Annotated in this window: 13 protein-coding genes and 1 pseudogene; 11 read left to right on the top strand and 3 right to left on the bottom strand. The window is 41.0% G+C overall.

All coding sequences use genetic code 11. The annotated features are described in order from the left end of the window. Positions 1-138: pseudogene (locus IM515_RS20520) on the bottom strand (photosystem II D2 protein (photosystem q(a) protein)); the annotation flags it as partial. Between the two features lie 423 nt (positions 139-561). On the opposite strand from IM515_RS20520, the gene IM515_RS20515 reads away from it, so the two are divergent. The 8 genes from IM515_RS20515 to IM515_RS20480 all read left to right on the top strand — a co-directional run bounded on the left by IM515_RS20515 (position 562) and on the right by IM515_RS20480 (position 8,257). Then, on the top strand, positions 562-1,761 hold the full coding sequence (locus IM515_RS20515) for an AccI family restriction endonuclease (protein WP_287629560.1): 1,200 nt from the start codon (positions 562-564) through the stop codon (positions 1,759-1,761). Further along, positions 1,754-3,367, top strand: a complete 1,614-nt coding sequence (locus IM515_RS20510) for an HsdM family class I SAM-dependent methyltransferase (RefSeq protein WP_287629559.1) — start codon at positions 1,754-1,756, stop codon at positions 3,365-3,367. The genes IM515_RS20515 and IM515_RS20510 overlap by 8 nt, the downstream gene beginning before the upstream one ends. Before the next feature lie 167 nt (positions 3,368-3,534). After that, positions 3,535-3,795, top strand: coding sequence for a type II toxin-antitoxin system Phd/YefM family antitoxin (locus tag IM515_RS20505; RefSeq protein ID WP_287629556.1), 261 nt, complete (start codon positions 3,535-3,537; stop codon positions 3,793-3,795). Beyond that, entirely contained in the window at positions 3,788-4,048 is a 261-nt protein-coding gene (locus IM515_RS20500) for a Txe/YoeB family addiction module toxin (RefSeq protein ID WP_002765923.1), read from the top strand. Before IM515_RS20505 ends, IM515_RS20500 begins: the two co-directional genes overlap by 8 nt. A gap of 320 nt (positions 4,049-4,368) precedes the next feature. Then, on the top strand, positions 4,369-5,769 hold the full coding sequence (locus tag IM515_RS20495) for a UbiA family prenyltransferase (protein WP_287629554.1): 1,401 nt from the start codon (positions 4,369-4,371) through the stop codon (positions 5,767-5,769). Positions 5,770-6,336: 567 nt separating this feature from the next. Continuing rightward, positions 6,337-6,606, top strand: coding sequence for a UPF0367 protein family (locus tag IM515_RS20490; RefSeq protein ID WP_287629552.1), 270 nt, complete (start codon positions 6,337-6,339; stop codon positions 6,604-6,606). Positions 6,607-6,954: 348 nt separating this feature from the next. Beyond that, on the top strand, positions 6,955-7,623 hold the full coding sequence (locus IM515_RS20485; protein ID WP_287629551.1) for an energy-coupling factor ABC transporter ATP-binding protein: 669 nt from the start codon (positions 6,955-6,957) through the stop codon (positions 7,621-7,623). A 22-nt stretch (positions 7,624-7,645) separates the two neighbouring features. Further along, positions 7,646-8,257 (top strand): NYN domain-containing protein, encoded by a 612-nt coding sequence (locus IM515_RS20480; protein ID WP_287698161.1) that lies wholly within the window; start codon positions 7,646-7,648, stop codon positions 8,255-8,257. A gap of 128 nt (positions 8,258-8,385) precedes the next feature. Here the strand turns inward: IM515_RS20480 and sfsA are convergent, their stop codons facing one another. After that, entirely contained in the window at positions 8,386-9,105 is a 720-nt protein-coding gene (gene sfsA / locus IM515_RS20475; protein ID WP_287629548.1) for a DNA/RNA nuclease SfsA, read from the bottom strand. Positions 9,106-9,352: 247 nt separating this feature from the next. Between sfsA and aroC the strand changes: the two genes are divergently transcribed. Together aroC and IM515_RS20465 are read left to right on the top strand one after the other, a co-directional pair. Then, on the top strand, positions 9,353-10,453 hold the full coding sequence (gene aroC / locus IM515_RS20470) for a chorismate synthase (protein ID WP_287629546.1): 1,101 nt from the start codon (positions 9,353-9,355) through the stop codon (positions 10,451-10,453). Positions 10,454-10,466: 13 nt separating this feature from the next. After that, positions 10,467-11,669, top strand: coding sequence for a glycosyltransferase family 4 protein (locus IM515_RS20465; RefSeq protein ID WP_287629544.1), 1,203 nt, complete (start codon positions 10,467-10,469; stop codon positions 11,667-11,669). Positions 11,670-11,927: 258 nt separating this feature from the next. Here the strand turns inward: IM515_RS20465 and IM515_RS20460 are convergent, their stop codons facing one another. Then, positions 11,928-12,518 carry a Uma2 family endonuclease gene (locus tag IM515_RS20460; protein WP_287629542.1) on the bottom strand — a complete coding sequence of 197 codons (591 nt, stop codon included), beginning with the start codon at positions 12,516-12,518 and terminating at the stop codon, positions 11,928-11,930. A 76-nt stretch (positions 12,519-12,594) separates the two neighbouring features. On the opposite strand from IM515_RS20460, the gene IM515_RS20455 reads away from it, so the two are divergent. Continuing rightward, on the top strand, positions 12,595-12,814 hold a 220-nt coding region (locus IM515_RS20455), incomplete at its 3' end, for a hypothetical protein (RefSeq protein WP_287629539.1).

Genomic DNA, 12,814 nt, shown 5'->3' with positions numbered 1-12,814 from the left:
TCCACCTAGGGCCATGAAGGCGCAGGGGAAGAGTAGTAAACCAGACCAACCGATGAAGACGAAACGGTCTCTTTTGAGCCAGTCATCGAGAGCATCAAACAGCCCTCTTTCTGGGGCGCGTCCGACAGCAATGGTCATGGGGGTTTTCTCCGAAAAATGTATATTATTGCTAAGATTCCGCGCTCTCTTCTCCATCTATCCGAGCAGGCCAGCAGATGTGTAGAAGAATTGTGAGAAATCTTTACTTTTCTTAACTTACACTATATTGGGAAAAATGGCCAAGATTTTTTAGGTCGATCTTAAAAAAATCTAAAATTTTTTCGGCAGACCACTTGCTGCGCGACGTTCGGCAAAGACTTCGGCGTGAGCTTTTGTCGAACGCTCAGTCGAGCGGACGGTGAGCTTGTCGAACCGCCGTTGCGGGGGGAGACCACTTCGTGCGCGTTGCGGGGGGAGATGGGGATTTGGGGAGATATGCCGCCTCAATTGCTTGGTATTGTCGTCTTCACGTCTTGAGCGGAATGCTAGACCCCTCTGTGCGGTAATTATCCCTAAATTGAGGTGATTAAACCCCGCAGTGCGGTATTTAGGTTTTATTTAGGGGGTGTTAGACCGATGGAAGTGGGATACTATAATAGAGGGGGTTGCTCGACCGCAGGAGGCGGTATAATTGATGGCTGGGCTGAACAAGAAGGAGAATTCATGTACAAAGATGATATTCTGAACCTGATAAAGCAATCACCACTTGAGATTGATACTGAAATACAAATGACTGGAAAGCCCCCAACAATGGCTAACTCCGAATTTCTCACAAACAAGGAACAGGGTGATTGGGCTGAAACAATCGTCTTTAAGGCAGTCAATGAATATTCTGGTGATTATTTTGCTGTTAAATATGGGCGTTCCGAATCAATAGCCGCAGGTGATGATGGATTTGCTGATTTCTATATGGAATATCAGAGTGAACTTAATGCCATAGGTAAGAGGCCAGATATCTTGATATTTAAGGTCAGAGACTTTCCGGATGGAAGTATTGACATTAAAAATGATCAGCATATAAGACAGGCTGTGGCTGCGATTGAAGTAAGATCAAGTTCTTTTTTAGCAGACAAATATGCGGCATTCATGCGGGACAGACAAGATCGGGCCATTAAAAAATGCGAAGAAATTAGACAAGACATAATCAATACCGACCTTGGTGATCTATTAATGCGAAAAAACCAGACAATTTACAATCTAATGTCAAATGCTACAGATGACACCTTTAGAGAATTAGACTTTCGTTGTCCGTCATGGTCATCAACAAAAGAGTTAAGAAATCTAACTGAATTACTGAAGAATCTCAAAGAAAATATAAAAATACTGCACAAGCGCGATTATTTGGGCATTACCCCAAAAATTGAAGATGTTGCCTTGGTCAACAGGTGGATTCAGAAATATAATGTCAAGCATTTTTATCTACAAGTATTTTTTGACAAGGCATATATAATATCATTTAAAGATATTTTGGCACTGGTTTCAAACGATAACAATGATGGAAATAATTTTTCAATAGAAAGAGATATAAAAAATCAAGGCAAAACTACGATCAAGATCAATGTGCAAATTGGGAAAGAAGTCCTTGGGAAAATTGATATGCCTGAACATAAATCGGCTCTGAAAGAATTAGATAGGGGTCGTCTGCTTTTTTATGTCACTTTTGCAGGCGGCAAGGGATACCTTGATAATAAAATATTTCTAAGGGATGTTATTAATGCGTGAGTTAAAATATATAGCTGAAACTCCACTTAATCATAGGAAGGATTACGGTCAGTTTTTTACACCTATGTGCGTTGCTCGCCTCATGGTACAGTGGGTTTTAAAAGATAATCCAGAAACAGTATTAGACCCAGCGTTTGGCTTAGGCGTTTTTTATGATGAAGCAATAAAAATACCTTCAGGTAATCAAGTACATTTCCTTGGATATGAGATTGATAGAAATATATTTGAGTTTCTTAATCCTAAGGGTGACAGTCCTTATTTGAGAGTTATCAATAGTGATTACCTCGAAGCTGAAACTGAAAAATTTGACGGTATCATTTGTAATCCACCATATATGCGATTTCAGAAATTTCTTAAGCGTCATGATATATTACCAAAAATTGAAGAAAAAATAGGGAAGAAACTTATCGGTTATTCTAATATATCTTCCGTATTCCTTGTCAAGTCTTTAAGAGAACTTAAAATCAATGGTAACTTGGCGTATATTATGCCTTTTGAATTTTTTAATACTGGCTACGGAAAAGAAATAAAAAAAAGTCTCCTTGAAAATCATTTATTGAAGCAAATAATAATCTTTGACAATGAAAAAGAAATTTTCCCAGATGCAACTACAACTGTTTGTGTGCTTCTTTGTAAAAATGACGGAAAAAAAGAAACCATTAAAATTTTACAGATCAAAAAAAGTGATGAAATAGATAAAATATCTGATATTAGTAAATTCTATCAGTGGGAAATCGAACCATCGAATTTACCATACAACCAAAAGTGGACACCTATTATTTCATCATTGTTCACTGAACAAGTATCTCCAAATGGCTTCTGTAAGTTGTCCCTATACGGTACGTTTACGAGAGGTATTGCTACTGGCGCAAATGAATTTTTTGCGTTAAAAAAATCAAAAATTGAGCAACGGAAGTTGAGTGATAACAATATTTGTAAGTGTATTACAAAAAGCTCTCAAATCCGCAAAGCAGTATTTACTGAGCATGATTTTAATATACTATACAATGAGGATAAGCCAGTCCATTGTTTAGATGTAAAAGACCACGACAACTCTGAAATACGAAATTACATAAAAGAAGGCGAAAAATTGGGATACCATGGGAGGTATCTTACAAAAACAAGGAACACCTGGTACAAAATTGAAAAGAGAAAACCGGCTCCAATTTTATTCGGTGTCTTTAGCAGGGGCAGGTTAAAAGTAATACGCAATTTCACAACAGCAATAAATTTTACCTGCTTTCATTCCTTTTATCCAAATAAATTCGGAGAACAATGTATTAATAAATTATTTGTGTATTTGCTCAGTGATATTGGACAGGAAATAATAAAAATCAATAAACGAAGTTATGGTGATGAATTAGACAAGTTTGAACCAAGGGATTTGAATGATAGCCTATGTCCAAGCCAGAAACAATTTGAAATGATCAGTGATGAAGATGCTGAAGAAGTAATTAGTATTGCACAAAATGATCACCAAAAAGCAATTCTCATGAGTAATGCTCTGATCAAAAGACTTATGGACTCCCAACAATGCGCTGCACTGGACGGCAATTCCGCTGCGCTCCATAGTGCGATCGCAGATATTGTAGGGTGCGTTCCCTGATGCAATTCCTAATTACTCCGCCAATAAATTCCTGGGAACGCACCAAGATTATGGACTTTGAGCAAGCGATCGCATCTTTAGGGTGCGTTCCCCGAAGCTTTCGGGTTTTGCCGACCAGATTTAGACAGAACTATAATGACAATTGTACTTAACCATGTACAACTCTGATGAGCGTCAACATTGTCAACTTTAGTGAAGCCCGAAAAAACTTTAAATCTGTAATAGATACAGTAGCCAATGATAAAAACTGTACTTTCATTGTCAGAGGAGATACAGAAGATGTTGTTATCATGTCTAAAAGTTATTATGACAGTCTGATGGAAACAGTTTATCTCTTAAGCTCTCCAGCTAATGCTCAACATTTGCAAGAAGCGATCGCAGAATATCAAGCAGGTAAAACACAAGAACATGATTTAATCGATGCGTAAGTTGGCTTGGGGTAGTAAAGCATGGAAAGATTATCTTTATTGGCAATCTCAGGACAAGAAAACCCTGAAAAGAATCAATCTGCTGATCCAAGATACTCTATCCAATCCCTTTGAAGGAATCGGTAAACCTGAACCCTTGAGAGAGAATTTGTCAGGTTTTTGGTCCCGTACGGATGAAGCTAATCGTCTTGTCTATGTTGTCGATGATCATTATCTAACAATTATTTCCTGTCGCTATCATTACCAAGATTAGCCATCGCTGTAGCTGTAGGGTGCGTTCCCCACGAAAACGCCTAATTACTCCGTCAATAAATTCCTGGGAACGCACCAAGATTTGTTAGCGCTCCCCTTATCTATTCATGTCATAATTATTTTGTATTCTGGTCAGCCTAGAAATTAGGTATCGGTTATGAACACATTTACTGCTTTCATCTGTGGGGGTGAAAATTTTTTCATCAGGACTGACTCCTGACTTCTAAAATATTAACAATGTTTTCCTAGTATTTTTGCAGAAACTTTTGGAAATTATATCTGTCAAGTTGTTTCAATATCTGAACATCTACATATTTACCTATGTCTCCTATTGCTCAAGGTATTCCAGGATTACCAGATTTAACACATCCTGAGGAATTAATCAAGTTTGGTACGCAACTAATTCAAGGTTCACTATTGTTTGCGTTTTTAATTGTAGCTTTGGGAGTTGCGATCGCTCTCATCAGTTTTTCTCTGAGACGCAACACCAGCGAACAAGCTATTTTCTTTGGGGAATGGTCGATTCGTTATTCCCAACTTCTCAAAGAACTACAACATTTAGCCCTAATTTTAATTTTAGTAGTTACGGGATTTTTCCTCACTTCTACTTTAAGCAACCGTTACCATTACTGGGAACAAGCAAAAGTAGCACAAGTAGCGGAAAGTGTCGCAGGTGATAAATTAGAACAAATTGCGCCCCAAGTGCGTTACATCGTCGAAGAACCTTATAGCTATACTACTCAAGTTAACGGCAAAATAGTCAAGGTGACAGATAAACAAAAAGTTACTCGCTATTTAAACGTAGCAGGTTCAAACATTCAAGTTAAAATTGACCAAAGTGTAAACGTGCAAAGTCGCAGTGCCATTTATCTTATAGATTACACTGCTGATTATAAAATTGTCAATTCACTAAGTGATGTTAATAGTTTTTTCTTTGAAGCACCACCACCCTTAGGCTACTCCTTACTTTCTAGTTATAAAGTAGAAAGAGATGGAACAAGATTAAAACAAATAAACCCTGGAGATTATGGTTTTCCCTTGCAGTTAGAACCAGGACAAGAAACCACAATTAAAGTTAGCTATCAAGCACAAGGTGGACCACGTTGGGTTTATAATGCCACTGATCAATTACTTTCTCAATTTCGCCTCACAACAATTGCTAATTTTAGAAATGCTGATTTTGCTAGTGGGATAGTTCCTCATGAAATTAAAAGTGATGGTGACAGTACCCAATTTACTTGGATATTCGATGAGAATGTTTCTGTAAGAAATCCCTTTGGTGTATTTACTGCCACCAAACCAATAGGAAAAACTGGGATTATGCCCCGGTTATTACTGTTAGCACCAGCCTTATTTTTGTGGTGGATATTGCTTTTATATTTGTCCCTACCCATGAGTTTAAAAAATTTGGCGATTGCTGCGGGTATTTTCTTTGCTTGCTTATTAACTTTAACCTATCTGGCGCGAGTAATGAATGCAGAAATAGCTTGGTTGATCATATCCTTGATTTTACTCGGTTTCATCTATGGTTTAGGTGCAAATCGTCACGCTGCTTTAGCCGCCATTATTTGTACTATTGCTGGAGCAATTTTACCAGTATTTGCATTATTAATTCCCTTTAGTGGTTTAACCTTGAGTTTAGCAGGTTTGTTATCAGTCGGGTGGTTAGCAATACATCATTGGTATGGAGTATTTAACCTGAGAGGGGGACAAGTCAGCTAGAAGGTAGTGCGATCGCCGTTTTTGTAGGTTGGGTTGAGGAACGAAACCCAACAAAATATCCCTTATGGGATGATTATAATTAATTGTGTGGAGTTCTATGATCGGGTGTTGTGCTTCAAGACATTTAATCCAACCTACAAACTATTTTGGCGTTGCTGATTTTAAGTATGAATCACCTCCTAGGCAATTTTCAAAACCTAGGACTATAGGACTTACGCATTGACAGGATCGACCAAATATGAGGTATGGGTTTCGGGCATTTTAACGTGATTTTTTGATGACTTTTCAGCGATCGCTATCGAGCAGAAGTTAATCGCCAAAAGTCTGAAACGACGGATTTTCGTTCATACACATCATGGTGAATTTGTACAGTGCGTAACTCCTAGACTAAACTAACTTGCGGATATGTGCAGAATTAGGATTCATATCTTGATTCAGCAATGCCGGGGAATTTCAACTAATACCCCAAAACCCTAATACCCCAAAACCCTAATACCCCAACCCCCAACACCCAACCCCTGCTATACAATGGTTTTTGACTTGTTTTTTGGAAGGGAACGCTAAACTATGTATTCGATCGATATTACCCTGAAACTCTCCCCCATCCCCATTTCCTTGCAGCGCAAGGAAGAAGCAGGAGCAGACGCTTTGTATCAAACAATTACTAACGCTATGCGATCGCCGAATCCCGAATTATTAGAATTAACCTGCGAAAAACAAACCGATAAAAAGGTGGCGGTTTTTAGCGATCAGATCAGTGCGGTGATTGTTTCACAAAAATCCGGGGCTGCCTCCACCGGCAGAGCGCCGGGGTTTGTCGCTTTAGCCACAGAATAGTTCTTTCATCAGTTATCAGTGAGCAGTAATCAGTAATCAGTGACAAGAAAACGGCAACCGCCTACATAACACTTTCTACTCCAAACTCAAATCTGATAACTGATAAGCTGTTCATAATTTAAATTGCTTGTTGAGACGAGGCAATAGGCTTCGGCCGTGAGATCAGCCGAACGGCAAGAGGCAACAGTAAAGGGATTGGAGGAGATTCGGCTGATCATTAAGAATAAGCGGTTAAAATAAGTCTTAGCTTAACTGATAACTGATAACTGATAACTGATAACTGATAACTGATAACTGATAACTGATAACTGATAACTGATAACTGATAACTGAAAAGGCTAATAATTCATGACTATAAAAGTAAAAGATATCTGGTTTAGCTGGCCGAATGGGAAATCAGTATTAAATGGCTGCTCTTTGCAAGTTCCCAGAGGGGAATTTTGGATGTTGTTGGGGACAAATGGCAGCGGTAAATCAACCCTGCTGCGGCTCTTAGCGGGATTATTAAAACCTAGTCGCGGGGAAATAGAGATACCTAACCCCCTCGGTTTTGTTTTTCAAAATCCCGACCATCAGTTAGTTATGCCAACAGTGGGGGCAGATGTGGCCTTTGGGTTGGTATCCGAGGGTTTATCCACGCCGGCAATTCGGGCGCGAGTGCGGGAATCCCTAGGGGCGGTGAATTTATTAGAAATGGAAAAACGACCGATCTATGCTCTCAGTGGCGGACAAAAGCAAAGAATCGCCATTGCGGGGGCTTTAGCTCGTCATTGCGAGGTTTTGCTCTTTGATGAACCCACCGCCCTTTTGGATGGGGATACTCAGTTAGAATTAGTCTCTCAAGTGCAGAAATTGGTCAAAAACCGAGGTATTACAGCCCTTTGGGTGACTCATCGCCTTGATGAATTGGATTACAGCGATGGAGCATTTTTGTTAGAGGGTGGCAAGGTAGCGGATCAGGGAAATCCCCTAGAATTAAAAGCGAGATTATTGGCAAGTGCGGCAGTAGAATCTTAAATTTTTTGTTAATATCATTAAGATGCTGTTTTTTAGAACTGCCCTTAATGCTACACCAATTACTCTCAAAGCCATGCTTAATTCATCTGATCGTTCCCTTCTGCTGGTTGACGGCTACAACGTCATCGGCGCTTGGCCGTCCCTGAAAAAAATTAGCGATCGCCACGGTCTCGAACCGGCGCGAGACAAGTTAATTGAAACCCTAATCGGTTACACCCACCATCAGGGTTATCAAACCCAAATCGTTTTCGATTCCTACCTTCAAGATACCCCCGGCAGCCAGGAACGCTACACTAACCATTTATCGGTTTATTTTACCGCTCACGCTCAAACCGCCGACACCTATATCGAGAAAACCTGTGCCGATTTTTGGCACGATCGCGCCCCAGCTATCGGACGGATTATCGTCGCCACCTCTGATAATGCCCAAAAAATGACCGTTATGGGTTATGGGGCCCAGTGGATTTCCGCTCAACGTCTCGAAATCGAGGTGGATTTAACCGGTCGTCGTCTGAGACAATCCCAGAGTTCTTCTCAAAGTCCCAAAGGGCGTTTTTTATTCCATTCTCTCGATGCTCAGGTGCAACAGAAATTAGAGAAAATGCGCCACGGAATTAGTTACCAAAAACCTTGACAAATTACCCCAAATATGTATCGACAAAATCCCCATTAGAGGCACAGGTAACTGTGTCTCTAAGCTTTTCAAGGTCAGTTGCGGTCTAGGGGATTTTGTCAAAAGCTGGCCCCTCTAAACCACTGGTTTCACAGTTGCAATTCTGCTAAACCTAAATAATAAATTCCCGTGGGTGTCACTTGGAAGCGACAGGGTAAAACCTTGACTCCTTTAGCCACTGCTTGACGCAATAACTGCCCGTATTTAGCATCTTTACTATCCCCCGGAGCAAATCGGTCACAATCACCGCGATTGATAAAGTAGAGCATAATCGCTTCCGCTGCCGGCAATAAAGCCATTAATTCCTGTAAATGCTTCTGTCCTCGCGTGGTGACAGTATCGGGAAAAAGTGCCGTTTCTCCCTGATTCCAAGTGGTATTTTTAACCTCGATATAGGTGAGGGAATTATCACCATGGGTCAACAAAAAATCAATTCTACTGCCATTATTTTGACCGTAGGCCACTTCCGATCGCACTTCGGTGTCATTTTTGACCAAATCGGGAAAAAATCCTTGCAACAGGGCATTTTTCACCACCTGATTAGGAAGATTGGTATTAACTCCCACCCAAGTCTCCCCCAGTTGAATCATCTCCCAGGTATAAGCTAATTTTCGCTTCGGGTTATCACTGCGAGAAAGATAAACCGGTTGACCTTCTACGCATACATCCGTCATCGGTCCGGTATTAGCGCAATGGGCCGTAATTAATTCTCCGTTGTCCAATTGTATATCGGCAAAAAAGCGTTTGTAACGTTTAATTAAAATACCCTTGACAAGAGAAGGGTAAGTGTGAACCAACAAGGAAGTCATCAAATTTTCGCCAGGCTATATAAGGTAAAGAATAGCCTTTTTTTGGGAGCTTAACCTGAAGACAGTAGATAGGGATTTAGGGAGATAGGGAGATGGGGAAATTTCGGCTAAATTCCCCACCACCCCACCACCCAATTCATAATTCATAATTCATAATTCATAATTCCCAACCCCCAACCCCTATTCCCGAAAAACCGATAACCGTTCAGGTACAATAAAACCTTGAGGCTTAATAGACATTGAGATTATGGGTAACACTTTCGGACGACTATTTCGGGTTTCCACTTTTGGAGAATCTCACGGGGGTGGGGTAGGAGTGGTTATCGATGGTTGTCCTCCGCGCTTAGAAATTTCCGAAGAGGAGATACAAATCGATTTAGACCGTCGCAAACCGGGACAAAGCAGAATCGTGACCCCGCGTCGGGAAAATGACATTTGTGAGATAATTTCGGGCGTTTTTGAGGGCAAAACCCTCGGTACACCGATCGCTATTTTAGTGCGGAATCAGGATGCTCGCTCGCAAGATTACAACGAAATGGCCGAGAAATTCCGACCTTCCCATGCGGATGCCACCTACGAAGCAAAATACGGCATTCGCAACTGGAAAGGAGGAGGCAGATCCTCGGCCCGGGAAACCATCGGCCGGGTGGCCGCAGGAGCGATCGCTAAAAAAATCCTTAAATCTGTCTATAATGTCGAGATTATCGGTTATGTGAAGCGAATTAAAGATATTGAGGCAATCATCGACCCCAACACCGTCACCCTCGACGAGGTGGAAAGTAATATGGTGCGTTGTCCCAACGAGGAAACGGCCGCCAAAATGATCGCCCTGATCGACCAAATTCGCCTGAATAAGGACTCGATCGGCGGTGTGGTGGAATGTGTAGCCAGAAATGTGCCGAAAGGTCTAGGAGAACCCGTTTTTGATAAGCTAGAAGCCGATTTAGCTAAGGGGATGATGTCCTTACCCGCGAGTAAGGGATTTGAAATCGGATCGGGATTCGCGGGAACCTTCTTAACCGGCAGCGAACACAATGACGAGTATTTTATCGATGATAACGGGGAAATTCGCACCACTAGCAATCGTTCGGGGGGTATCCAAGGGGGAATCAGTAACGGTGAAAATATTATTATCCGCATCGCTTTTAAACCCACCGCAACTATCGGTAAAGAACAAAAAACCGTGACGCGCACCGGGGAAGAAACCACCCTGGCAGCCAAAGGAAGACACGATCCTTGTGTTTTACCCCGAGCGGTCCCGATGGTGGAAGCGATGATGGCTTTGGTATTATGCGATCATCTGCTCCGTTTTCAGGGACAATGTACGATTAGCGATCGCTTTTTCTAAACCTTTACCCGCGATGAAATTTTTATTCCTTCATTCCAATTTTCCCGCCCAATTTCGCCATTTAATCACGGTTTTAGCTCAAAAACCTGGAAATCAAGTGATTTTCGGCACTACCCGGCAAGAGGGAGAGATAGCGGGGGTAAAAAAATTTATTTACAAGGAAAGTCGCGCTGTTTCTCCCCAAACCCATCATTATGTCCGTCCCCTGGAAAGTGCGGTTTTACAAGGTCAAGCGGTTTATGCTGTTTGCCAACAACTGAAAAATCAAGGATTTTATCCCGATATTGTCTATGCACATTCTGGCTGGGGGCCGGGCCTATTTATCAAGGATATTTTCCCGAAAACTAAGTTTTTAGCCTATTTTGAATGGTTTTATCATGCCCATGGTTCCGATGCTGATTTTGATCCGGCGGATCCCCTTAATGCTGATGCCGAGGCCCGGATTAGAATTAAAAATGCGCCAATCCTGATCGATCTGGTCAGTTGCGATCGAGGTTTATCGCCGACTATCTGGCAAAAACAACAATTTCCCCCCGAATTTCACCCGAAACTGACGGTTTTACACGATGGCATCGATACGGACTATTTCTGTCCCCGTCCCGATGTGCAGTTAGTGATTCCAGAGATAGGTTTAGATTTATCCGGTGTTAAGGAGATTGTCACCTATGCAACCCGGGGAATGGAACCCTATCGCGGTTTTCCCCAATTTATGACGGCTGTTTCCCTAATTTTAGCCCGTCGGCCTAACTGTCATGTGGTGATTGTCGGTGAGGATCGGGTCGCTTATGGGAAAACTCTACCGGACGGCAAAACCTATAAACAATTGATGTTAGAAAGCCTTTCTTTGGATTTATCCCGGGTGCATTTTACCGGTTCTCTGCCCTACGGTCAATATAAACAGGTTTTACAGGCATCGGCAGCCCATATCTATCTTACTCGTCCTTTTGTGCTTTCTTGGTCAATGTTAGAGGCCATGGCCATGGGTTGCGTGGTGATTGGTTCCGATACTCCCCCCGTGCGAGAATTAATTACTGATGGGGAAAATGGTTTATTAGTGGATTTCTTTTCTCCCCAACAAATAGCCGATCGCGTGGATGAAGTGTTAAATTATCCCCAGCGTTGGCAAAATCTGCGTTTAAATGCGAGGGAAACTATCAAGCAACGCTACGACCTCAAGCAATGTTTACAGGATCATCTAGATTGGTTATTGAGTTGATGAAATGAGAGCATTTTCTCAAAAATACTGTCTTTTAAAGGATTAATATTGCTATTAAATTCTTTCTCTTACAATTCTAATTCCTTCCCAAGCAGAAATATTACCGGCTCGTCTTTCTTCTAATAATACGGAGGCGATGAAACGGTTAAAAACTTGTTCCCTTTTGCTGGAATATTGAGAATTTAACTCTTGGCATTCTGCAACTGTTAAGTTAACCCATAATCTTTAGATAGGCGGAAAAATCAGCATTTTATATGGTTATGTTGATTCAATAATTTTTATCCCTGATCTAAATTCCCGCAGTGCTTGAGCATGATTTTCTATACCAATACAACGCATTAATAAATCTACATCTAAACTCGGTAAAAGTTGCGATTTACTAACAGCCTCATATCCCTCATTCCCTAAACTATAAAACAGTAACTCATCATTCATCCAAAACCAAACTTCAGGAATTTGTAACCGTTTGTATGCTTCCAGTTTATTAATTCCTCCACTACTAACAACCACCTCAATCACTAAATCAGGATGTTTTCTATTTGCTCCCAATTCATAGGATTCATCACCTTCTCTTTTAACCTTTTCAAATTCATTTTCTAGGGTGATAGAACCAGTAGGAGTAAAATCTAATCCCAAAAATTCTAAATAAATTTCTACTAAAGAGGCAATACGTTTTTTGATAGTTTCGTGTTTTTTACCCGGCATTTTTCTAATCTCCAAAACTCCATCTAAAAAAGATAACCTTAACCCTGGGCGATCGATCAGCTGTTCAACAGCTTTAAATTCTCTCCAGGTTAAGTCACTAATTAAAATTGGTTCTGCTTCTCGTTCGATCAGTGTAGTTATCATAATTTAAACCCAAATTTAGAGCGTGAATTTTGTTGACTATGATATGATATAAAAACAGAGTATCATAAAAAACATCATGCAAGCATACAAACTCAAAGGAAAAATTGATCAATCTGGTAACTTGCTGATTACCGAACCCCTGAATTTACCCCCCGGAAACGTGGAAATTGTAGTTTGGGCAGCCACAGACACCCTTGATCATACCACAACCCCAACCACTGAACCAGCACCAGAAACACCAAAAAGACCAACTAAAATCAAGGTTTTGCAAAACTGGTTTGAGAAAACCCAACCTG

It is taken from the genome of Microcystis sp. M44BS1 (assembly GCF_020244875.1).
Taxonomy (GTDB): Bacteria; Cyanobacteriota; Cyanobacteriia; order Cyanobacteriales; family Microcystaceae; genus Microcystis; species Microcystis panniformis.
Note: the sequence above shows the minus strand (reverse complement) of the source record. Positions and strands in the feature narration are given on the sequence as shown.